Origin of the sequence: Streptomyces sp. S.PB5 (assembly GCF_030403745.1) — a bacterium.
Classification (GTDB): domain Bacteria; phylum Actinomycetota; class Actinomycetes; order Streptomycetales; family Streptomycetaceae; genus Streptomyces.
In genome coordinates this window covers 55,952-77,633 of record NZ_JAQMWP010000010.1, presented here as the reverse complement: position 1 = coordinate 77,633, position 21,682 = coordinate 55,952, and the positions used below count along the sequence as shown (strand labels likewise).

The window sequence follows — 21,682 nt, the reverse complement described above, 5'->3', positions numbered from 1 at the left end:
AGGAGCGCATCATGGCATCCATCAAGGGGTCCCGCCGCAGAGGGATCGCGCTGCATCTCCCGCTGATCATCGGCACGCTGCTCTCGGCCTTCCCGTTCTACTGGGCCGTGATCATGTCGACGCACAGCTCGTCGGAGATCTTCTCCTACCCGCCGAAGCTGCTGCCGGGCACGCACTTCCTGGAGAACGTCCGCAACCTGTTCGACGCCATCGACTTCTTCGGGTCGATGTGGAACTCGTTCCTGGTCGCGGCCGCGGTGACCTTCCTGGTCCTGCTCTTCGACTCGCTCGCGGCCTTCGTCTTCGCCAAGTTCGAGTTCCCGGGCAAGAACGTGCTGTTCGGGCTGCTCATGGTGATCTTCATGGTGCCGGCGCAGCTGTCGGTGATCCCGCAGTTCGTCCTCATGGCGAAGATCGGCTGGATCGGCTCGATGACCGCGCTGATCGTGCCGGCCGCGGCCAACGCCTTCGGCATCTTCTGGATGCGGCAGTACATGAAGTCCGCCATCCACGACGAACTCCTCGACGCCTCCAAGCTGGACGGCGCGAACTTCCTGCGCCAGTACTGGCATGTGGCGCTGCCGGTGGTCCGCCCCGGTCTCGCCTTCCTCGGCATCTTCACCTTCATGGGCCAGTGGAACGACTTCGCCTGGCCCCTGATCGCGCTGACCAACCCCGACAACGTGACCTTGCAGGTCGCGCTCTCCCAGCTCAACGGCACCCACGGCACGACCGACTACGGCATCGTGATGACCGGCGCCCTGCTCGCCCTCGTCCCGCTGCTGATCGTGTTCGCGATCGGCGCCAAGCAGATCATCGGCGACCTCGCGAAGGGAGCCGTCCGCGGATGACGAGCGATCCTCTGCTCGCCCTGCGCCCCTGGGAGTCACCCGAGGTGACCTCCTGGGGGCGGCTGCCCATGAACGCCGTCGACCGGCGCTCCGGAGTACTCCCCCTGGACGGCGACTGGTGCTTCCAGTTGCTTCCGGCTCCGGACGCGCCGGTCGGCGGTGCGTGGTCGACGGCGTACGTCCCCGGTGTCTGGACCCTGCAGGACACCGACGACCTCCCGCAGTACACGAACGTCCGTATGCCATATGCGGAATTCCCTCCACTGTCGCCTGCATACAGAAACCCGACGGGTGTGTACGAGCGGACGGTCGACATCCCCGCCGACTGGGCCGGCCGCCGGATCGTGCTCCAGGTCGGCGCCGCCGAGAGCGTGCTGCTCGTCCACGTGGACGGGCGGCCGGTCGGCATCTCCAAGGACTCCCATCTGGCCGCCGAGTTCGACCTGACCCCCGTGGTGCGCCCCGGCTCACCCGCGACGCTGCGGCTCACCGTCGTCAAATGGTCCGACGCCTCCCACATCGAGGACCAGGACCAGTGGTGGCACGGCGGGATCACCCGCTCGGTGCTGCTGTACGCCACCGACCCCCTCCATCTCGCGGACGTGACCGTGCGGGCCGCGTACAGCGGGGAGCTGCGTGTCGACTGCCGGGTACGGGACACCGGCGGGGCGCTGCCCGACGGGTGGTACGTCACCGGCGAGCTCGACGGCGACGTACTCGCCCAGGACGCGGAGTTCGACCGGGCCAACGTCGAGGACGACCGGGTCTCCGACTTCCTGGGCGAGGCACGCCTGCATACAGTCGTCGGTGATGTGCGTACATGGAACGCCGAGACGCCCGAGCTGTACGACCTGACCGTCCGCCTCCACCGCGCCGACGGAACGGTCGCCGACACCTCGTACCAGCGCATCGGTTTCCGCGACGTCGAGATCGTCGGCCGGGACCTCCTCGTCAACGGCGAGCGCGTCTACATCCGGGGCGTGAACCGGCACGACTTCCATCCGCTGACCGGGCGGACGGTGTCGTACGACGACATGCGCGCGGACCTCGTCCTGCTGAAGCGTTTCGGCTTCAACGCGATCCGCACCGCCCACTACCCGAACGACCCGGCGCTGTACGACCTCGCCGACGAGCTCGGCTTCTACGTCGTCGACGAGGCCGACATCGAGTCCCACGACCACGCCCACGAGATCGCCGACGACCCGCGCTATCTGAACGCCTTCGTGGACCGGGTCTCGCGGATGGTGCTGCGCGACAAGAACCACCCCTCGGTCATCATCTGGTCGCTCGGCAACGAGTCCGACTACGGCGCCAACCACGACGCCGCGGCGGGCTGGGTACGCCGGCACGACCCCACCCGCCCGATCCAGTACGAGGGGGCGGCCAAGCTCGACTGGGCGGCGACGGACGACGCCTCCGACATCGCCTGCCCCATGTACGCGCCCCTTGAGGACTGTGTCGCCCATGCCCTGTCCGGGGAGCAGACCAGGCCGCTCATCCAGTGCGAGTACTCGCACGCCATGGGCAACAGCAACGGCACGCTCGCGGACCATTGGGCGGCCATCGAGTCAACGCCAGGTCTTCAGGGCGGGTTCATCTGGGAGTTCTGGGACCACGGCATTCTCCAGCGTGTGAACGACGGAAGACCGGTCGGGCGTGGGGGCGCCGGGCTCTATGACAACGGTGTCGCCGCGCCGGGCCTGCGCTGGGCGTACGGCGGCGACTTCGGCGAGACCATCCACGACGGCGCGTTCATCGCGGACGGTGTCGTCTTCCCCGACCGCACTCCCAAGCCGGCGATGTACGAGCACCGGGAGATCGCGGCGCCGCTGCGGATCGAGTGTTTCAGGCACGAGGGGATCGTGCTCGGCAATCACCAGCACTTCCGGGGCCTGGACTGGCTGGCCGGTGAGTGGGAGCTGTCCTCGGCCGACGGTCCCACGCTGACCGCGGCCGCCGAGCTGCCGAATCTGCGGCCGGGTGAGACGGCCGTCGTGCCGCTGCCCTTCGAGGTGCCGCGGGACGGTGGCGAGGTCTGGCTGACGCTGCGGGTGACGACCGCACGGGACGAGGCGTGGGCGCCGCGGGGGACGGTGGTGTGTCTACCGCAGGTGCGGTTGCGGGAGGCGGTGCCGGTCGCCGGGTCCCCGGCCGTGGCGAATCGTTCCGCCTCCGTCGAGGTCGACGCCGACGGCCTGCTCGTCCATCCCCTCCTCACCGCCGCCCCCACCCTCTCCCTCTGGCGGGCCCCCACCGACAACGACGAACTCGGCGGCATGGCCCTGCGCTGGCGGACCTGGGGGCTCGACGCCCTCGTCCGCAAGGCGGTGTCGGTACGGGAGGACGGCGGCCGGGTCACCGTGGACGCCGAGTACGCCGGTACCCTCGGTGTCGTACGGCACCGGCAGGTGCTCACGCCGGTCGAGGGCGGCATCCACGTCGCGGAAGAGGCCGAGCTGCCCGTGGAGTTCGACGATGTGGCGCGGGTCGGCTCGGTCTTCGAGACGATGCCGGGGCTCGACCTGCTGGAGTGGTTCGGGCAGGGCCCCTGGGAGTCGTATCCCGACCGGAGCACGGGCGCGCCCGTCGGCCACCACTCCCTGCCCGTCGACGAGTTGTTCACCCCCTATCTGCGCCCGCAGGAGAGCGGCGGCCGTCACGGCGTACGGCGCTTCACCCTGTCGGCGCCGGACGCGACCGGTCTGGCCGTCACCCTGGACGAACCGCGCCAGATCTCCGTGACCCGCTACCGGGCCGACGACCTCACCGCCGTCACCCATCACGACCAGCTCGTCCCCCGTTCCGGGTGCGTGGTGCACCTCGACGCGGCCCACCGGGGCCTCGGCACGGCCTCGTGCGGCCCCGACACCTCCCCCTCCCATCTCGTCGCACCGGGTGTCCACCGCTGGAGCTGGACCCTGCGCGCTCTTTGAACTCCCCCTGCTTTCACCCCTTTTACGGAGCACACGTGTGCACTTCGCCTGAACACGGGTCCGAGCATGCCCAGGCGGGCGCCGGACGACGCAGTTTCCTGAGAGCCACCGCGCTGCTCGGTGCCGCCGCCACCGCCGGGGTCGCGATGCCCCAGGTCGCCGAGGCGGCCACGGCCGGCCGCCGGCGGCCCGACACCGAGAGCCGGCGCTTCACCCTCGCGGTGATGCCGGACACCCAGTACCTCTTCGACGGGCCGAGCATCGACAAGGCGCCCGTCGAGGCGTCCCTGCGGTATCTCCTGGAGCACGGCAAGGACGAGAACATCGTCTTCCTGTCCCACCTCGGCGACCTCACCCAGAACGGGGCGAAGGCCGAGGTCGCCGCGATCAGCGAGGCGTTCGGGCTGCTGGACCGGCGCGGTGTCGGCTACAGCGTCCTCGCCGGCAACCACGACGTGAAGTCGTCGACGACGGACCAGCGCGGCCCGACGCCGTACCTGGACGCCTTCGGGCCTTCCCGGTTCAAGGGGCACAGGACCTTCGGGGGCGCGTCCGACGACGGCTACAACACCTACCACCTCTTCCGGGCCGGGGGCCGGGAGTGGATGGTCCTGGCGCTGGACTGGCGGCTGTCGGACAAGGGGTACGCCTGGGCCGAGAGCGTCCTGGCCGCTCACCCGAGGACGCCGGTGATCCTGACCACCCACGAACTCGTCGTCGAGGACGATGAGTTGTCGGCCTACGGGCAGCAGCTCTGGGACCGGCTGATCGAGGACCACGACCAGATCTTCCTCACCCTCAACGGCCACTACTGGCCCGCCGCCCGGGCGACGCGGAAGAACGCGGCCGGACATGACGTCCACCTCCACCTGGCGAACTATCAGAACCGCTACTTCGGCGGCGCGGCGATGATCCGCCTCTACCGCTTCGACCTCGACCGCAACGTCATCGACGTCGAGACGGTCTCGCCGTGGATCCTGGGCCGGGCCGGGAAGGGCCTGAACGAGCTGGAGCGGCAGGAGATCGAACTCAGCGGCGACGCCGACCGGTTCACGATGGACATCGACTTCGCCGACCGGTTCGCCGGCTTCGCTCCGGTGCCCGCGCGTCCGGCACGGCCCGCATCGCGGATGCTGATACCGGGCACGGTGGCGTACTGGCGGTTCGACAACGCGGTGACGGACAAGGTCCGTGACCTGTCCGGGCGCGGCAACGACCTGAGCCTCGTCACCGTCGGCGGCGGCACGCTCGGCTGGTCCTCCGATCACCATCCCGACCAGCCCGGCCACGGCAGCCTGGAGTTCCAGGGGTACAAGTCGCCGCTGAAGGGCGCGTATCTGCGTACGGTCGACGGCGCCCCGCTCAACTCGGCGACCTTCAAGGCCGGTTACACCATCGAGGCCTTCTATCGCCTGCCCGCCGACTGGGATCCCGGCCACCACGCGTGGTCCGGCATCGTCAGCCGCACCGGCACGGGCGGTGCCGCCGGCAAGACCGCGGACGACCCCGACGAACCGCTGGCCACCCTGTCCCTCTCCAACGACCGCGAGCCGCAGTGGGCGATGCGCCCCCTGAACCAGGAGGGCATCGCCACCAACTGGGGCCAGGAGACTCCGCTGGAGACCTGGTGGCATCTCGCGGTCGTCAACGACGGCCGGCACACCACCCTCTACATCGAGGGCTGCCCGGTCGTCCGCAACCCGAAGGCCACCGCGACCGGCATCACTTCCGTGGGCCTGCCGTGGCTCCTCGGCGGCTACGAGTACGGCGGCAAGATCGACCAGATCCTGCACGGACGCCTCGGCGACGTCCGCATCGTCGAACGGGCGCTGCCCGTCACGTCCTTCATGAACCACTGACCCGTCGGGGACCACCATGACCGAGCAGCAGCTGCCCTCCTGGGCCGACCCTTCCGTCTCCACGACCGATCTCGACCCGCAGGGCCTGTCGAGGCGCGGACTCCTGCGCCGCGCGGGCCTGTTCGGGGCGGCCTTCGCCCTCGGTGGGGCGGCCGTGCCCGCCACGCCCGCCGCGGCCGCCGAGCAGCGCCTCGGCGGCGACGACCCGCGGCTCGCCTACCTCGTCGGCGACCACCACGTGCACTCCGTGTACAGCCACGACGCCAAGTACACGTTCTCCCAGCAGGCGCAGGCCGCCGCCAAGTACGGCCTGGACTGGATGGTGTTCAACGAGCACTCCAACTTCGGGCACGCCAACTACGGTGCGAAGCTGGAGCACGCCGAGATCGTCAAGGCCCGTGCGGAGAACCCGCGTCAGCTGATCTTCCAGGGCCTGGAGTGGTACATCCCGGCCGCCGAGCACTGCACGGTCTTCGCCGCGCCCGGCCCCCACGAGACCGACCTGCTCACCCAGTTCGAGCTCGCCTACGACGGCAAGCTGCTCGGCTACACCGACGGCTCCGCGGCCGGCGCGGACACCGCCCGCAACGAGGCGCACGCCGTCAAGGCGATCAAGTGGCTGGCGGAGCAACGCCGTTCGGGCTACGTCGACGACGTCCTCGTCCTCGCCAACCACCCCCTCCGGCTCGGCATCGACTCCCCGCACGAGATGCGGAACTGGCGGGACGCGGCCCCCGAGATCATGATCGGCATGGAGGGCGCGCCCGGCGCCCAGGGTGCGGCGATCCCCGGCTGGCGCGGTGCGACGTCGATCCGCGGCGAGTACGAGAACAAGCCGTCGGCGCAGTCCTGGGCGGGCTATCCGGCCGAGGCGTATGTGACGTACGGCGGTTTCGACTGGGCGACGGCGACCGTCGGCGGGCTGTGGGACGCGATGCTCGCGGAGGGGCGCCTCTTCACGATCACCACCAACTCCGACAACCACCGCACGGTCTTCGACACCTGGAAGAACGGCGACTGGGCGGCCGGCCAGAACTTCGACAACACCGGCAGGCTCCCCGACCCGGTGAACACCGACACCCCGCAGGCGGGCAGCGACTTCTGGCCCGGCCAGTTCAGCCGCACCCATGTCGGCGTCACCCGCTACGGCTACCGCGCGGTCATGGCGGGCCTGCGCGCGGGCCGCGTCTGGCTGGACCACGGGCATCTGCTCGACGGTCTCGACGTCCGCCTCAAGCGGGACTGCGACTTCGGCCGGGGCGTCACCCTGGGCGGCCGACTGCGGGTCCGCAAGGGCGAGAGGATCACCCTGTACGTCACCGTCACGACCGCCAGCCGTCCCAACCCGCACGGAATCCTGCCCGAGTTGGCGCACGTCGACGTGATCCGGGGTGCGGTGCGCGGCCCCGTCGCCGACCGGGACAGCTGGAGGGCGCCGGACACCAAGGTCGTACGGACGAAGGACGTCAGCGGTCGCAAGGGGACGTACACCCTGCGCATCCCGCTGACCGCCGGGGACGAGTCCTTCTACGTCCGGCTGCGCGGCAGCGACGGCAACCGGCATGGTGCGGGCTGCCTCGGTGCCGCCGTCGACCCGAACGGGCCGATCCCGCACGAGCCCGGGAACGGTGACCCGTGGGCGGATACGTGGTTCTATTCCAACCCCATCTTCGTCGACGTGGCAGGTGCCTGATGAAGCGTCATCTACTGTCCCTGGGCTGCTTATCGGCGTCGCTCGTGCTCGGCGCGGCCGGCACGGCGTCGGCGACCGGTGACCCGCACTGGGCGGAGACCGGCACCGCCTACACGGACACCCTCGGCGGCGGGCAGGGCCTGGCGAGCCGCGCGGACGGCACCCTGCTGTACCGCGGGCTCGCCTCGATCCCGCTGGACCTGCGACTGAAGGGCTGGAACCACGTCGGCGACCCGGACATCTCGGCGAACGGCTACGTCTTCGACGCCTATCAGGGCCCGGACACGGCCACGTCGAAGATGTTCGCGGTCACCACACCGGCCGGGAAGCGCTACGAGTACGTCCATCAGCTCAACCCGGGCGAGAAGCTGAACAACTCCTTCGCGGCCGTCTCGCCGGACGGGCAGTGGCTGGTGTCGGGCGAGTGGGGCGACCAGAACAGACTCCAGGTCTTCCCCGCCCCCCTGCTCAACCCGGCCACCCCGCCCGCCGGCGGGGCCCTGAAGGAGGCCTGGCAGATCACCCTGGACAAGCCGGTGCGCGACATCCAGGGCTGCGACTTCGTCACGGACACGCGCCTGCTGTGCGCCTCGAACGACGCGACGGGCACGCTCTTCCCGGAGATCCGCCCGCTGCTCCAGGTCGACCTGGACCGCAGGCTGGACGGGCAGCCGGTCACGGGCGCGGTGAAGAGCCTGTTCGCCCTGCCGCAGCGCAGCACGTGCACGGGCACCTTCGAGACGGAGGGCGTGGACTACGACGTGCGCAGCGGCACGCTCCGCGCGGAGATGATCCCACCGGGCGTCTGTGCGGTGGCGACGGCCGTGTACTCGTACCGGCAGGTCACAGGCTGATCCGGGGGAGGTACGGTGGCCGCGTGACCACGGAAGAGTCGCTGCGGCCCCAGTCCCTCATGCTCACGTTCCTGGGCGACCAGGTCCTCGGGCGGGACGTCTGCGTGTACTCGGGCAGCGTCATCGACGTCTTCGCCCGGGCCGGCGTCGGCGAGCAGGCGACGCGCTCCACCCTGACCCGCATGGTGAACCGCGGCCTGCTGCGCCGCCAGCGCGAGGGCCGCCGCATGTACTTCGGCCTGACCGAGCACTCGGAGGCCGTGCTGCGGGACGGCGAGCGCCGCATCTGGCAGACGGGGGCGGTCAACCGCCACTGGGACGGCACCTGGACCCTCCTCGGCTTCTCCCTCCCGGAGTCCTGGCAACGCCAACGCCACGACCTGCGCTCCAAACTCACCTGGACCGGCTTCGGCCCGCTGTTCAGCGGCCTGTGGATCGCGCCCGGCGAGGTCGACGTCTCGGAGCTGGTCGCCGAACTCGGCCTCTCCGCCCATGTGAAGGTCTTCCGCGCCCACGCCGGCACGGGTATGGACATCGGCGCGATGATCGAGGAGACCTGGGAACTGGCCGAACTGGCCGAGCGCTACGAGGGTTTCGTACGGCGTTGGCAGCCGTGGGAGACCCGGGCGCCAGAGGCCGACGAGGCGCTCGCGCAACGGCTGCTGCTCCAGGCGGAGTGGCTGCGGGTGATCCGGCGGGATCCCCGGCTGCCGGTGAAGCACCTGCCGGACGACTGGCCGGCGGAGGAGGCGGAGAGGACGTTCCGGCATGTGCACGAACGGCTGACTCCGCCGGCCCGGTCGTCCGCGCAGGCGCTGCTGGATCTGGTCCCGGTGCGGGCGGACGACAGAGCGGACGACTGAGCGGACGACTGAGCGGACGACTGAGCGCTGGCGTGGCGGTCCCCCGGTCACACAGCGGGTCACCCGGTCACACGTAGAACCGCGACAGACTCTGCAGCACCGCCGCCGGCTTCGCCCCGCCCTCGATCTCGATCGTGCCGTCGACGGTGATCTGCACCCCGCCCGGCACGTCCTCGACGTCCGACAGCTTGCCCACCAGCCGGATGCGCGAGCCCACCTTCACCGGTGACGGGAAACGGACCTTGTTCAGACCGTAGTTGACCTTGGTCGTGACGCCCTGGACGTCCAACAGCTCGGTGAACAGCGGAATGAAGAGGGAAAGGGTCAGATAGCCGTGCGCGATCGGCGCGCCGAACGGGCCCGCCGCGGCGCGCTCCGGGTCGACGTGGATCCACTGGTGGTCGCCCGTGGCGTCGGCGAAGGTGTCGATGCGGTCCTGGGTGACCTCGATCCAGTCGCTGGCGCCCAGGTCGCTGCCGGCCAGCTTCTTGAGTTCGTCGATGCCGTTCACGGTGATGCTCATGAGGTTCCTTAGCTGTTGCCGTACCGGGTACGGACACGGGACTTGAGAAGCTTTCCGGAGGCGGTGCGCGGCAACTCGTCCGCGAGGACCACCGACTTGGGGATCTTGTACTTGGCGAGGCGGCCGGCGAGGGAGGCCAGTACCTCGTCGGGGTCCAGCGAGGCGCCCTCGCGCGGGACCACGACCGCGCGCGGGACCTCGCCCCACTTGTCGTCGGGGACGCCGATGACCGCGCACTCGACGATGTCGGGGTGGGCGAGGAGGAGGTCCTCGATCTCGGCGGGGTAGACGTTCTCACCACCGGAGATGATCATGTCCTTGATGCGGTCGACGATGTACACATAACCGTCCTCGTCGACGCGCGCCGCGTCCCCGCTGCGGAACCAGCCGTCCGCGAAGGCGGCGGCCGTCTCCTCGGGGAGCCCCCAGTAGCCGGGCATGACGTGCGGTCCGCGGACATGGACCTCGCCGGTCTCGCCGACCTCGGCGGCCACGAGGTCCGGCCGTACCACCCGTACGTCGCTGAAGAAGTGCGGCACACCCGCCGAGCCCGTCTTGCTCACCGCGTGCTCCGCGTCGAGGAACAGCACGCCGGGGCTCGCCTCCGTCATGCCATAGCCCTGGAGGAAGTGGAGGCCCCGCTCCTGGTACGCGGCGATGAGCGGTGTCGGCACCGGGGAGCCGCCGCAGGTGAGGATCCGCAGGGACGACAGGTCGGCGCCGGCCCAGCGGGGATGCCGGGCCACCTGCTCGAACATCGTCGGGACGCCGAACATGAAGGTGATCCGGTGCCGTTCGATCAGATCAAAGGTGTCGGAGGGGTCGAAGGCCTCCACCAGGACGCACGAGCCGCCCTTCAGCAGCACCGGCAGCGTCAGCATGTTCAGGCCCGCCGTGTGGAACAACGGAGCGGAGACCAGGGCCCGTTCGTCGGCGATCAGGTCGTGGTCGATCAGGACGTTGATCGCGTTCCAGGTCAGATTGCCATGGGTGAGCATGGCGCCCTTGGGCCGGCCGGTCGTCCCCGAGGTGTACATGATGATGCAGGTGTCGTCGGGGGTGACCGGCTCGTCGATCGGCTCGTCCGAGGCCGACGCCAGCGCCTGCTCGTACTCGGCGCCGACCTCGATGTACGTCCGTACGTCGGTGCTGCCCGGGAGGCCGGCGACGAGCCCCGTGTGCGCGGGGCCGTAGACGAGCGCCTTCGCGCCGGAGTCGGAGAGCTGGTAGGCGATCTCGGGCCCCGCGAGGCGGGTGTTGAGCGGGACGAAGACCGCGCCGAGGGTGCCGGCCGCGAACAGGGTCTCCAGGTAGGAGGGGTGGTTCGGGCCGAGGTAGGCGATGCGGTCGCCGCGGCGGACGCCCCGGGCGCGCAGGGCGTGGGCCAGACGCATGGTGCGCGTATGCAATGTACGGTAGTCCGTCGACTGCTCACCGTGGACCAGAGCCGTGCGGTGCGGGGTCTTACGGGCCCGGCGTGCGGGCCACGACCCCAGTCCCTCGTTGCGCATGTACGGCCCCTTACGGCTTAGTCAGCCCGAGCAGACGGGCGGCGTTCTCCTTGAGGATCTTCGGCTTGACCTCGTCCTTGACCGACAGCTTCTCGAAGTCGGCGAGCCAGCGGTCGGGGGTGAGGACGGGGAAGTCGGAGCCGAAGAGGACCTTGTCCTTGAGCAGCGTGTTGGCGTACTGCACGAGCTGCGGCGGGAAGTACTTCGGCGACCAGCCCGACAGGTCGATGTGCACGCCGGGCTTGTGGGTGGCGACCGCGAGGGCCTCGTCCTGCCAGGGGAAGGACGGGTGCGCCAGGATGATCTTCAGATGCGGGAAGTCGGCGGAGACGTCGTCGACGTGGAGGGGGTTGGAGTACTTCAGCCTGATGCCGCCGCCTCCCGGGACGCCCGCACCGATGCCCGTCTGGCCTGTGTGGAAGAGGGCGATCGTGCCCGTCTCCTCGATGACCTCGTACAGGTCGTACGCGACCGAGCGGTCGTTGGGGAAGAAGCCCTGGATGCTGGGGTGGAACTTGAAGCCCTTCACCCCGTACTCCTCGACCAGGCGCCGGGCCTGCTTGACCCCGGCCTTTCCGCGGAAGGGGTCGATGGAGGCGAAGGGGATGAGGACGTCCGCGTTGGCGGCGGCCGCCTCGGCGACCTCCTCGTTGGGCACCGGCGCGGTGCCGGTCGCCGATTCCGCGTCCACCGTGAAGATCACGGCGGCCATCTTCCGCTCGCGGTAGTAGGCGGCCGTCTCCTGAAGCGTCGGCTTCCGCTTGCCCTCGACCTTGAAGTAGGCGGAGGAGGCGTCGTGCAGGTCGTCGTCCAGGGAGGAGTGCCCCTTGGAGGAGACCTCCGCATGGGTGTGGACGTCTATCGCGACGAGTTCCTCGACGTTGAGGTTCGCCATGGTCACGCCTCCGGGAACTTCGGCGCCGGGATGCCGACCGACTGCAGCTCGGCGCCGACCGACGTCGGGAAGGCGTCGGCGAGGGTGTCCGGGGTCCAGCCGCCGTCGGCGTACGCCGTCCTGATCTCCTGCGGATGGGACCAGAGTGCCACCTTGTCACCGCCGATGCCGATGGCCTGCCCGGTGATGCCGCGGGCCGCCTCGGAGGCGAGGAAGGGGACGAGGGCGGCGCAGTCCTCGGGGGTGCCGAAGCCCTCGCCCTTGCGGAGGAAGTCGGGCAGCGGCTCGCCGCCCCGCATGGCCTCGATGTACGGGGCGAAGGCCGGGATGGTCTCGGTCATCGCGGTCGCCGCGACCGGGACGATCGCGTTGACGGTGATGCCGGCGCGGCCCAGTTCCATGGACCAGGTGCGGGCGAACGCGGCGATGCCGGCCTTGGCGGCGGCGTAGTTGGTCTGCCCGAAGTTGCCGCGCTGGCCGGCCGGGGAGCCGACGAGGATCAGGGTGCCGCCCTCACCCTGCTCGCGCATGCGGACCGCGGCGGCGCGGGCGCAGGTGAAGGTGCCCTTGAGGTGGGTGGTGATCACCGCGTCGAAGTCGTCGTCGGTCATCTTCCACAGCACCTTGTCGCGCAGGATGCCCGCGTTGGTGACCAGGACGTCGAGCCGTCCGAACGCCTCCACGGCCCGCTTCACGAGCCGCTCGGCGGCCTCGGTGGTGCCGACGGGGACGACCTCGGCGACGGCCCTGCCGCCGGCCTCGGTGATCGACTTCACGGCCGCCTCGGCCACCGCCTCGTCGACGTCGTTGACGACCACGGACCCGCCGTGGGCGGCGAGGGCGTGCGCATAGGCGAGGCCGAGGCCCCGGCCGCTGCCGGTGACGACGGCGACCTTGCCGGAGAGATCGATGCTGGGCACGGGTGGGTCCCTTCACATGGGGTGCGGCTTCGAGATCGAAGCTAAGAGCAATAATTGTTGACGTCAATAGTTGTTCGCCACCTGCGGGTACGTCATGCTGGAATCCGTATGACCGAACGACTCCGGGAGCCCGCCATCACACGCCAGCACGCCACCTCCAACGCCGCAGGCCCCAACCCGATCGACGCGGACGAGCCGTGGATGCGCGGACTGCACGCCGACACCGGCTATCTGCTGTACCGCCTCGGCCTGCGCTCGGGCCAGCTGTTCAACACGTTCCTGCAGGAGTCGGGGCTGCGGCTGCGCCACTACGCGATGCTGCGTTTCCTCGCCGGTTCGCAGGGCGCGCTGCAGCGGGAGCTGAGCAACCGGCTCGGCTACGACCCGAGTGCGATCGTCGGCCTGGTCGACGACCTGGAGAAGCTGGGTTTCGCCGAGCGCCGCCCCTCCCCCGACGACCGTCGCAGCCGGATCGTCGTGCTGACCGAGGACGGCCGCGCGTTCCTGCGGGACACCGACGAGGCGGGGCTGCGGGTGACCAACGAACTCCTGGAGCCGCTGACCCCCGCCGAGCAGGAGGTGCTGCACGGACTGCTGTTGCGGATCGCGAAGGACGGGCTCAACTGATGTTGTGCAAGTGATTGACGGCGATAGGAGACTTGCCTAACTTCACTCGCGTCCCGCACCACCGCCCCCGCATCGGAAGGGACCCTGTGTTGAGAACCCCCACCGCCCTCGCCGTACTGACCGCGACCCTGTGCGCGGCCACCGCTCTGCCCGTCCAGGCCGCCACCGCCGCGGACACCCACCTCGAAGGCCGGCTCCCGTCGGGCGCCGCGTACCTGATGGACGTCCCGGCCGACTGGAACGGCACCGTGCTGCTCTACAGCCACGGCTACCGCCCGGCCGGTGCCCCCCTCGCCGCCCAGAACGCGCCCGATCCGGCCACGCTCACCAAGCTCCTCGGCGAGGGATACGCACTGATCGGCTCCTCCTACGCGACCAACGGCTGGGCGATCACGAACGCTGTGCCGGACCAGCTCGCCACGCTGGACCTGTTCACGGCGAAGTTCGGCGCGGCCGAGGAGACGATCGCCTGGGGCACGTCGTACGGCGGCTTCGTCACGACCACGCTCGCCGAGCGGTACCCCGGCCGGTTCGACGGCTCGCTGTCGATGTGCGGTCTGGTGCAGGGCGGGATCGCGAACTGGAACAGCACCCTGGACCCGGTGTTCGCGCTCAGAACGCTGCTGGCGCCGGACGCGGACATCCCGCTCGCCGGTTTCGCGGACCAGTCGGCGGCCGTGAACGCGGCGAACGCGCTCGGTACGAAGGTCACCGAGGCCCAGCAGACCCCCGAAGGCCGGGCCCGCATCGCGCTGGCCGCCGCCCTCCACAACATCCCCGGCTACAACGACGCCTCCCAGAGCGAGCCCGCCCCGACCGACTGGGCCGGCCAACAGGCCAACCAGTACGCGGCGATCACGGGACTCCTGCAGCTGCCCGCCTTCAGCTGGCGGCAGGAGGCCGAGAGCCGGGCGGGCGGCAACATGTCGTGGAACACCGGCGTCGACTACACCTCGATGCTCGCCCGGTCCCCGCTGTACAAAGAGGTGACGGAGCTCTACAAGGAGGCGGGACTGACCTTGCGCACCGACCTCAAGGCCCTCAACCGCGCACCCCGGATCTCCGCGGACCCCGCGGCCGTACGGTGGATGCGGCGTACCAGCGCGCTCTCGGGCCGGCTGTCCGACCCCCAGCTCAACATCCACACCACCGGCGACGCGCTGATCCCCGTCCAGGCCGAGAGCGCCTATCGCCGGGCCGCCACGGCGGCGGGCTCCGGACAGCTGCTCCGCCAGGCCTATGTCGAAGCTCCCGGGCACTGCACCTTCACCACCGGTGAGATGACCGGCGCGCTGCACACCCTGGAGCACCGCCTGGACACCGGCCGCTGGGACGCCTCGCCCGAGGCCCTCAACTCCCGTGCTCAGCAGGAGGATCCGACGACCGAGGCGCGCTACGTCGGCTACCGCCCCGCCGCCTACCCCCGCCCCTACGACCTGGCACACCCGGGAGACGCCCGGCCATGACCGCCCGCTCCGCGCCCGACCGACTGCTGTCCGTGCTCGCCGCGTTCGACCACGAACATCCGGCCCTGAGCCTGACGGACATCAGCCGGCGGGCCGGGCTGACCCTCACCACCGCGCACCGGCTCGTGGGCGCCCTGACCGACTGGGGCGCCCTGGAGCGGGACACGTCGGGCCTGTACCACGTAGGGCTGCGGCTGTGGGAGATCGCGGCGCTCGCCCCGCGCGGCCTCGCCCTGCGCCAGATCGCGCTGCCCTATCTGGAGGACCTGTACGAAGCCACCCACGAGAACGTGCAGTTGGCGGTCCGGGACGGCGACGAGGTCGTCTACATCGAGTGGCTGTCGGGCCGTTCGTCGGTGGGCGTGCACATCCGGGTCGGCGCGCGCTGGCCGCTGCACGCCACCGGGGTCGGGCTCGCGCTGCTCGCCCGCGAGCCCCTCGAGTTCCAGGAGCGGTACTGCGCGGGCCCGTTGACCGCCTTCACCCCGTACACCATCACCGACCCGGCCCGGTTGCGCCGGGTCCTGGCCGACGTACGGCGCACAGGGGTGGCGGTCAGCGACCGCCAGGTCACCGACGACGCGCTGTCGGTGGCCGCCCCCGTGCGCGGGGCGGGCGGGGCGGTGGTGGCCGCCGTGTCGATCGTGGTGCCCCAGGCCGACGCGCAGGTACCGGTGCTGATCCCGGCGGTGCGGGTCGCGGCGCGCGGGATCTCGCGGGCGCTGGGGTGGCAGCCGACGGTCGGCAGCCAGCTGCCGACGGCGGACACCGGGCGGGAGGCGGGCGATCGTCCGTCCGCCGTGAGCAAGTAGGGAGGGCGAGCCGGAGGGGCGAGGACTGTACGCCGTCGACTGGTCGCACATATCCCTCTCACCGGCGAGGACCGCCCGCCGCCCGCGTCGCGATACTGGTACGGCCCTTGCCCCGAGGAGCCGCTCATGTCCGCCCAGTCCTGGTTCGCACCGGCCGCCGCCCGGCTGCGTACGGCGAATCCGTACGTCGTCGACGCGGCGCTCGCCGTGCTCGTGCTGTTCGCCGCATCGCTGCAGTGGATCTTCCCCGACGAGGGGGACGACCGGCTCACCCTGCAGGGCTGGCTGCTCGGCGCGGCCACGGCGCTGCCGCTGGTGTGGCGGCAGCGCGCCCCCTTCACGACGGCGTGCGCGGTGTCCGTGGCCACGCCCGCGCAGGCGATGTACCACGCGCCGCCGCCGGATGTGATGTACGCCGGTCTGGTCGTCCTCTACACCATGGCTGCCCGCGGCAAGCCCTGGCAGCGGCACTTCATGCTGGTGGGCTGGTTCCTCGGGGTCTCGTTCGTCATGCAGCACAAGGAGAGCCCCCAGCCCTTCGAGTACGCCTTCCAGCTGCTGAGCATCACCTGCGCGTACGCCCTCGGGATGCTGGCGCGGATCCAGCGCGCCTACACCGCCGAACTGGAGGACCGGGCAAGGCGGTTGGAGCGGGAGCGGGCCGCGGACACCGCGCGGGCGACGGCGCAGGAACGGGCCAGGATCGCCCGGGACATGCACGACATCCTCGCCCACGCGGTGAGTCTGATGGTGGTGCAGGCCGAGGCGGGGCCGGTCGTGGTGCGCAGTGATCCGGCGCGCGCGGAGGCGGCGTTCGACGCGATCGCGACGGCGGGGCGGGACGCGATGGGGCAGTTGCGGCGGATCCTCGGCGTCCTCAAGGAGGAGCAGCGGAACGGGACTTCACCGCAGCCGGGCGTCAAGGCGCTGCCCGCGCTCGTCCGGCAGGTCTCCGGATCGGTGGGCCTCCGTATCGAGTTGATCACCACCGGGGAGCCGCGCACTCTGCCGCCGGACACCGACATCGCGTCCTACCGCGTGGTCCAGGAGGCCCTCACCAACACGGTCAAGCACGCGTACGCTTCCTCCGCGACCGTCGAACTCGACTGGACGGAGGAGGCGTTGACGCTGACGGTGACGGACGACGGGCGGGGCCCCGCAGCTCCGGGCGGCGGGCACGGGCTGATCGGGATCCGGGAGCGGGCCGCGGCCTGCGGCGGTGAGGCGCGCACCGGGCGCGGTCCGGACGGCGGTTTCCGGGTCGTCGTACGCCTTCCGGTGGCGGATCGTCAGGTGGCGCCGGGGTGAGCATCCGGGTGGTCGTCGCCGACGACCAGGAACTGGTCCGCAGCGGCTTCAGCATGATCCTGGAGGCGCAGACCGACATCGAGGTGGTCGCCGAGGCCGGGGACGGGGCCGAGGCGGTCGCGGCGGTGCGCCGGCACACGCCCGACGTGCTGCTCCTCGACATCCGGATGCCCGTGATGGACGGGCTCCAGGCGGCCCGGCGGGTGTGTGCGGAGTCCGCGTGCAAGGTCGTCATGCTGACCACGTTCGACCTGGACGAGTACGTGTACGAGGCGCTCTACGCGGGGGCCAGTGGCTTTCTGCTCAAGGACGTGCGCCGGGACGACCTGGTGCACGCGGTCCGGGTGGTCGCGGCGGGCGACTCGCTGCTCGCTCCGGCGGTGACCCGGCGGCTGGTCGCGGACATCGTGCGCCGCCGCCGCGAGGAGGCCGCCGCCGAGGTCACCCCGCAGCGGCTGGACGTGCTGACCGCGCGCGAGGTGGAGACGCTGCGGATGCTGGCGCGCGGTCTGACCAACGCCGAGATCGCCACGGCGCTGTTCGTGAGCGAGCACACGGTGAAGACCCATGTCAGCAATGTGCTCGGCAAGCTGGGACTGCGGGACCGGGTGCAGGCGGTGATCTGCGCGTACGAGACGGGGCTGGTGACCCCGGGTGCGGGCTAGGGCCTGTCCTGGTCGCCGAGCTCGGTGAAGAGGGTGAGCTGGAGCGCGCCCGGGGCCTGCAGACGGGAGTTGAGCGAGTTCCAGGGGGTGCGGGTGGGTTCGGCGATCACTCGGGCGCCGGCCTTGGCGAGTCGCGCCGTGACGGCGGTGGAGTCGTCGACCTCGAAGGCGACCCGGATGTGTCCGGCGACGGGGCGGCCGACCTCGACGTCGTCGATGAACGCGGCGTGGTTCGGGTCGGTGATCTCCAGCGTGGCCCGGCCCGCCTCCAGGATGGTGACCCGGCCGTCGGGCGAGGAGTACGCGGCGCGTTCGGGCAGGCCGAGGACGTCGCGGTAGAAACGCAGCGCCTCGTCGTAGTCGTCGGCCGTGACGACGAGTCGGAGTTCGCGGACGGCGGCTGCGTCGGACATGTCGGCTCCTGGTGGTCGCGAGGGTGACACGACCCACCATTGCACCACCATGGGGCCGGTGCCGTGCGTTCCTCCCTCTGGGGAGGGAGACGGCGGGTCGCCTCCCCCGAGCGACGGAGTCCCGGAAACCGCTCCCTCCGGCGATCCGGCACCACCCCCTTCCCCGCGAGCCTGAGGGGCATGTCCACCGATGCCCCGCCGGGAGGGACCATGCTCTCCGCACTCGCCCGGGCGGCCACCCGCCGTCCGCTCACTGTCATCGCCCTCTGGGTGGTCTTCCTGCTGCTCGGCTTCGGACTCGGGACGGGTGTCTTCGGACGCCTGTCGGACAACGTGCCCGAAGTGCCGGGCACCGAGTCGGAGGCGGCCGCCCAGTATCTCGACCGCGTCGATCCCGCCGGTGACTCCGTCACGGCCGTCGTCGAGGGAACCGCCGTCTCCGACCCGGGACTCCGGGCCCAGGTCGAGCGGGCCGTGGCCGACGTCCGCAACGTCGCCGGGATCGCCGCCGTACCGGATCCGTACACGACGCCCGGTCTGCTCGCCGAGGACGGGCAGGCGCTGATCATCCCCGTCGCCCTGGAGGGCGGCCTGGACGACGACGCCGAGGAACGGGCCGTGAACGACGCGGCCGACCGCATCCAGCGGATCGAGGCCCCCGAAGTCCACGTCAGCGGCGGCCCGTTGCTGGGTCTGCAGATCGGCGAGAAGGCCCAGGAGGACGTCAGGAACGCCGAGTTGATCTCGCTGCCCGTCGTACTCGCCCTGCTGCTGGTGGTGTTCGGCGGGCTGCGCTCGGCCGCCATGCCGCTGGTCGTCGCGGTCAGCGGCATCGCGGGCGCCTTCCTCGCGCTGTTCCTGTTCAGCGAGGTCACCGACATCTCCGTGTACGCGATCCAGGTCACCACCATGCTGGGCCTCGGACTCGCCGTGGACTACGCCCTGTTGATGCTGGTGCGGTTCCGTGAGGAGCGCAGGAACACCGACGACGTCACCGAGGCCGTGCACCGGACGGTCGCCGCGGCCGGCCGGACGGTGCTGTTCTCCGGGCTCACCGTGGCGGTCAGTCTGACCGGGCTGCTGGTCTTCCCGAGCGTGTTCCTGCGCAGCATGGGGCTGGCCGTGGCCGCCGTGGTGGTCGTCGACATGCTGGCCGCGCTCACCCTGCTGCCCGCGCTGCTCGCCCGCTTCGGCGGGAAGATCCCGCCGGCGAAGATCCGCCCGGAGGGTGAGGAGGGCCGTGTCTTCGCCCGGCTGGCCCGCTTCTCCACCCGCAACCGGGTCGCCGTACTGGCGGTCGTCGTCCCGGCCCTGCTGGTCCTGGCCCTGCCCGTCGCGGGCATGCGGATCAACCTCGGCGGCGCCGAGCAGCTGCCCACGAGCACCGAGGCACGGCAGCTGTACGACACCGTCGAGGGGCACTTCCCGCCGGGCACCGGGGTGTCACCGGTGACGGTCGTCCTGAAACCGGGCACACCACAGTCGACCGTCGACCGTATACAGTCGCTCAGCGACCGCGCCGAGACCCGTGACGTGCCGGGCGGCATCACCGTCGTGGAACTGCCACCGCCCGGCAGCGCGGACGGCGGGGGAGCCACGGACCTGGTCAAGCAGGTACGGGACCTGCGCGGCGACGACCCGGTCGAGGTCACCGGACCCGCGGCCCGCCTGGTCGACTTCCGCGAGATGCTCGCCGACCGGGCACCCTGGGCGGCCGTGACCGTCCTGGCCGGCATCTTCGTCCTGCTGTTCGCGTTCACCGGCTCGGTGCTGATCCCGCTGCGCACCATCGCCACGACCCTGCTGAGTCTGGGCGCCGCGCTCGGTGTGGTGGTGTGGGTCTTCCAGGACGGCCATCTGGCCGGGCTGCTGGGCGCGGAGGGCCTGGGGGCGCTCAGCCTGACCGCCCCGCCGCTGATCGTCGCGATCGCCTTCGGGCTCGCCATGGACTACGAGCTGTTCATCCTGGCCCGGATGCGCGAGGCCCGTCGCCGCACCGGCGACGACCAGGAAGCCGTGGTAACCGGTCTGCGGAGGTCGGGCCGGGTCGTGACCTGCGCCGCCCTGCTGCTGGCCGTGGTCTTCGGTGCCTTCATGACGGGCGGCTTCTCCCCCATCCTGCAGATCGGTCTGGGCCTCACCCTCGCGGTGCTGATCGACGCCACCGTCGTCCGCATGCTGCTCGTCCCGGCGACGATGGCGCTGCTCGGACGGCGGGCGTGGTGGGCACCGAAGCCGCTGCGGAAGGCGCACGACCGGTTCGGGTTGAGCGAGGAGGCGGAGCCCGCGCCACGCGTGACGACGAACGCCTGACGGCGCCCGGCGCGCGAGGGGACCCGGCCACGGGGCGGGTCCCCTCGCGTACGGTGGCTACAGTGCCGCCATGGGCGGGGACGAGGGGGAGCGGCCGACGCGGCCGTGCAGGTGGTGCGACGCGCCGGTCGTACAGCCGAGCAGCCGGTGGCGGCGGCGGAACTACTGCGGCAAGTCCCACCGTCGCAGATTCCGTATCCTGCGCGCCGTCCTGGAGTTCCTGGACTGGTAGCGGCCTCCCCTGAGCGCGCCCTCACAGGAATCGCGGGAAGCGGCCCGGGAAGCGAGAGGCGGGCAGCGCGCTGGAGGGCCGGTCAGGGCGCGATCGGCTCCGGTTCGGGGAAGACGCGGGCGACGGCGGCCGTACGGCTGGAGACCCCGAGCTTGCGGAAGATGTTCTCCAGGTGCTTGCGGACCGTGCTCGTCGAGACCGCGAACTGCCCCGCGATGTCCTCGGTCCCGAGCCCGTTGGCCACGGCCCGCATGACGTCGAGCTCGCGCGGGGTGAGCCGCACCGGCTCGTGACGCCGCCGGGCCGCCTCGCGGTAGACGGCCTGGATGTGCGGGCGCAGGAGTTGCAGGACCAGCCGGTCGCGGTCGCTGAACGGCCGGTCGCGGTCGCGGGAGACGGAGTACATGCGGATGCGTCCGGGCGCCGTGGGCAGGGCGACGACCATCATGGCGACGAAGGGCCGCATGAAGTCGGTGTAGAGCGCGGTGTCGCGGAACTCCCGGGTCGGCATGTAGTCCGTCAACTGGCCGACGTCCAGGTGCCCGTGGCTGTGTTCCACGTCCACACAGTGAGGATGCTGGTGCTTCCACAGCCACCACACCTCATCGTCCACCTCGGGGTAGGGACCGCCGTACTGGACCTCTTGGTGGCCCAGGCACCGGCGGGTGGGGATGTCGACCTCGTCGAACTCCGCCAGGTCGCAGGGGATCAGCCGCCCCAGCCCCGCCACGAGCGACGGCGGCGGGAACACGTCCGAGTCGTCGCGCCGGGCCTCGTCGATGGCGTCGAGCATCATCCGCAGGTGGCGTTCGGTGACGGAATGACGGCTCATGGCGGCCCCCTGTCTCCGGGCGGGACACTCCGACGGTACGCCCGTCGCCGGGCCGTCGGCGGCCACTTTCTCCGCTTTGCACATTCCTGCCTTCATGGGGTGAACTCGCCCA

Annotated in this window: 19 protein-coding genes; 13 read left to right on the top strand and 6 right to left on the bottom strand. The window is 70.9% G+C overall.

What is annotated here, in order from left to right; genetic code table 11:
- The first annotated feature begins 11 nt into the window (after positions 1-11).
- Genes PH203_RS26150 through PH203_RS26125 form a run of 6 tightly spaced genes read left to right on the top strand, consistent with a single transcriptional unit; the run spans position 12 to position 9,053 of the window.
- The gene (locus PH203_RS26150; RefSeq protein WP_289922944.1) at positions 12-851 is read left to right on the top strand and encodes a carbohydrate ABC transporter permease; all 840 of its coding nucleotides are present in this window, start codon (positions 12-14) and stop codon (positions 849-851) included.
- Complete coding sequence (locus PH203_RS26145; RefSeq protein ID WP_289922943.1) at positions 848-3,784, top strand: glycoside hydrolase family 2 TIM barrel-domain containing protein; 2,937 nt, start codon at positions 848-850, stop codon at positions 3,782-3,784. The genes PH203_RS26150 and PH203_RS26145 overlap by 4 nt, the downstream gene beginning before the upstream one ends.
- A 35-nt stretch (positions 3,785-3,819) precedes the next feature.
- Entirely contained in the window at positions 3,820-5,643 is a 1,824-nt protein-coding gene (locus PH203_RS26140; protein ID WP_289922942.1) for a LamG-like jellyroll fold domain-containing protein, read from the top strand.
- A gap of 16 nt (positions 5,644-5,659) precedes the next feature.
- On the top strand, positions 5,660-7,336 hold the full coding sequence (locus PH203_RS26135) for a PHP domain-containing protein (RefSeq protein ID WP_289922941.1): 1,677 nt from the start codon (positions 5,660-5,662) through the stop codon (positions 7,334-7,336).
- Positions 7,336-8,190 (top strand): hypothetical protein, encoded by an 855-nt coding sequence (locus PH203_RS26130; RefSeq protein WP_289922940.1) that lies wholly within the window; start codon positions 7,336-7,338, stop codon positions 8,188-8,190. Before PH203_RS26135 ends, PH203_RS26130 begins: the two co-directional genes overlap by 1 nt.
- A 23-nt stretch (positions 8,191-8,213) precedes the next feature.
- Positions 8,214-9,053 carry a PaaX family transcriptional regulator C-terminal domain-containing protein gene (locus PH203_RS26125; RefSeq protein ID WP_289922939.1) on the top strand — a complete coding sequence of 280 codons (840 nt, stop codon included), beginning with the start codon at positions 8,214-8,216 and terminating at the stop codon, positions 9,051-9,053.
- A gap of 67 nt (positions 9,054-9,120) precedes the next feature.
- Here the strand turns inward: PH203_RS26125 and PH203_RS26120 are convergent, their stop codons facing one another.
- The 4 genes from PH203_RS26120 to PH203_RS26105 are packed head-to-tail and all read right to left on the bottom strand — an operon-like array spanning position 9,121 to position 12,902.
- Complete coding sequence (locus PH203_RS26120) at positions 9,121-9,576, bottom strand: MaoC family dehydratase (RefSeq protein ID WP_289922938.1); 456 nt, start codon at positions 9,574-9,576, stop codon at positions 9,121-9,123.
- A gap of 8 nt (positions 9,577-9,584) precedes the next feature.
- Complete coding sequence (locus PH203_RS26115; protein WP_289922937.1) at positions 9,585-11,087, bottom strand: long-chain fatty acid--CoA ligase; 1,503 nt, start codon at positions 11,085-11,087, stop codon at positions 9,585-9,587.
- A 10-nt stretch (positions 11,088-11,097) separates the two neighbouring features.
- On the bottom strand, positions 11,098-11,982 hold the full coding sequence (locus tag PH203_RS26110; RefSeq protein WP_289922936.1) for an amidohydrolase family protein: 885 nt from the start codon (positions 11,980-11,982) through the stop codon (positions 11,098-11,100).
- 2 nt (positions 11,983-11,984) lie between these two features.
- Complete coding sequence (locus PH203_RS26105; protein ID WP_289922935.1) at positions 11,985-12,902, bottom strand: SDR family oxidoreductase; 918 nt, start codon at positions 12,900-12,902, stop codon at positions 11,985-11,987.
- 108 nt (positions 12,903-13,010) lie between these two features.
- Between PH203_RS26105 and PH203_RS26100 the strand changes: the two genes are divergently transcribed.
- The 5 genes from PH203_RS26100 to PH203_RS26080 all read left to right on the top strand — a co-directional run bounded on the left by PH203_RS26100 (position 13,011) and on the right by PH203_RS26080 (position 17,780).
- On the top strand, positions 13,011-13,529 hold the full coding sequence (locus PH203_RS26100) for a MarR family transcriptional regulator (RefSeq protein ID WP_289922934.1): 519 nt from the start codon (positions 13,011-13,013) through the stop codon (positions 13,527-13,529).
- Positions 13,530-13,618: 89 nt separating this feature from the next.
- Positions 13,619-14,995, top strand: a complete 1,377-nt coding sequence (locus PH203_RS26095; RefSeq protein WP_289922933.1) for an alpha/beta fold hydrolase — start codon at positions 13,619-13,621, stop codon at positions 14,993-14,995.
- On the top strand, positions 14,992-15,807 hold the full coding sequence (locus tag PH203_RS26090) for an IclR family transcriptional regulator (RefSeq protein ID WP_289922932.1): 816 nt from the start codon (positions 14,992-14,994) through the stop codon (positions 15,805-15,807). The genes PH203_RS26095 and PH203_RS26090 overlap by 4 nt, the downstream gene beginning before the upstream one ends.
- Before the next feature lie 126 nt (positions 15,808-15,933).
- The gene (locus tag PH203_RS26085) at positions 15,934-17,115 is read left to right on the top strand and encodes a histidine kinase (RefSeq protein WP_289922931.1); all 1,182 of its coding nucleotides are present in this window, start codon (positions 15,934-15,936) and stop codon (positions 17,113-17,115) included.
- Positions 17,112-17,780 carry a response regulator transcription factor gene (locus PH203_RS26080; protein ID WP_289922930.1) on the top strand — a complete coding sequence of 223 codons (669 nt, stop codon included), beginning with the start codon at positions 17,112-17,114 and terminating at the stop codon, positions 17,778-17,780. The genes PH203_RS26085 and PH203_RS26080 overlap by 4 nt, the downstream gene beginning before the upstream one ends.
- Here the strand turns inward: PH203_RS26080 and PH203_RS26075 are convergent.
- Positions 17,777-18,193, bottom strand: coding sequence for a VOC family protein (locus tag PH203_RS26075; protein ID WP_289922929.1), 417 nt, complete (start codon positions 18,191-18,193; stop codon positions 17,777-17,779). The genes PH203_RS26080 and PH203_RS26075 overlap by 4 nt on opposite strands.
- A 210-nt stretch (positions 18,194-18,403) precedes the next feature.
- Here PH203_RS26075 and PH203_RS26070 point away from each other — a divergent pair, with 210 nt between their 5' ends.
- Positions 18,404-20,506: an MMPL family transporter gene (locus tag PH203_RS26070; protein ID WP_289923226.1), complete on the top strand. Its 2,103-nt coding sequence runs from the start codon at positions 18,404-18,406 to the stop codon at positions 20,504-20,506.
- Positions 20,507-20,576: 70 nt separating this feature from the next.
- On the top strand, positions 20,577-20,738 hold the full coding sequence (locus PH203_RS26065) for a hypothetical protein (protein WP_289922928.1): 162 nt from the start codon (positions 20,577-20,579) through the stop codon (positions 20,736-20,738).
- Positions 20,739-20,820: 82 nt separating this feature from the next.
- On the opposite strand, the gene PH203_RS26060 is transcribed toward PH203_RS26065, so the two are convergent.
- Complete coding sequence (locus tag PH203_RS26060; RefSeq protein WP_289922927.1) at positions 20,821-21,570, bottom strand: helix-turn-helix transcriptional regulator; 750 nt, start codon at positions 21,568-21,570, stop codon at positions 20,821-20,823.
- Positions 21,571-21,682: the final 112 nt, after the last annotated feature.

What these genes read in the sequence shown, in the direction of transcription:
- PH203_RS26135 (WP_289922941.1), top strand. Translation starts at nt 5,660, where the DNA reads ATGACCGAGCAGCAGCTGCCCTCCTGGGCCGACCCTTCCGTCTCCACG.
- PH203_RS26070 (WP_289923226.1), top strand. Translation starts at nt 18,404, where the DNA reads ATGCTCTCCGCACTCGCCCGGGCGGCCACCCGCCGTCCGCTCACTGTC.
- PH203_RS26145 (WP_289922943.1), top strand. Translation starts at nt 848, where the DNA reads ATGACGAGCGATCCTCTGCTCGCCCTGCGCCCCTGGGAGTCACCCGAG.
- PH203_RS26090 (WP_289922932.1), top strand. Translation starts at nt 14,992, where the DNA reads ATGACCGCCCGCTCCGCGCCCGACCGACTGCTGTCCGTGCTCGCCGCG.
- PH203_RS26085 (WP_289922931.1), top strand. Translation starts at nt 15,934, where the DNA reads ATGTCCGCCCAGTCCTGGTTCGCACCGGCCGCCGCCCGGCTGCGTACG.
- PH203_RS26065 (WP_289922928.1), top strand. Translation starts at nt 20,577, where the DNA reads ATGGGCGGGGACGAGGGGGAGCGGCCGACGCGGCCGTGCAGGTGGTGC.
- PH203_RS26120 (WP_289922938.1), bottom strand. Translation starts at nt 9,576, where the DNA reads ATGAGCATCACCGTGAACGGCATCGACGAACTCAAGAAGCTGGCCGGC.
- PH203_RS26100 (WP_289922934.1), top strand. Translation starts at nt 13,011, where the DNA reads ATGACCGAACGACTCCGGGAGCCCGCCATCACACGCCAGCACGCCACC.
- PH203_RS26130 (WP_289922940.1), top strand. Translation starts at nt 7,336, where the DNA reads ATGAAGCGTCATCTACTGTCCCTGGGCTGCTTATCGGCGTCGCTCGTG.
- PH203_RS26075 (WP_289922929.1), bottom strand. Translation starts at nt 18,193, where the DNA reads ATGTCCGACGCAGCCGCCGTCCGCGAACTCCGACTCGTCGTCACGGCC.
- PH203_RS26150 (WP_289922944.1), top strand. Translation starts at nt 12, where the DNA reads ATGGCATCCATCAAGGGGTCCCGCCGCAGAGGGATCGCGCTGCATCTC.
- PH203_RS26060 (WP_289922927.1), bottom strand. Translation starts at nt 21,570, where the DNA reads ATGAGCCGTCATTCCGTCACCGAACGCCACCTGCGGATGATGCTCGAC.
- PH203_RS26110 (WP_289922936.1), bottom strand. Translation starts at nt 11,982, where the DNA reads ATGGCGAACCTCAACGTCGAGGAACTCGTCGCGATAGACGTCCACACC.
- PH203_RS26115 (WP_289922937.1), bottom strand. Translation starts at nt 11,087, where the DNA reads ATGCGCAACGAGGGACTGGGGTCGTGGCCCGCACGCCGGGCCCGTAAG.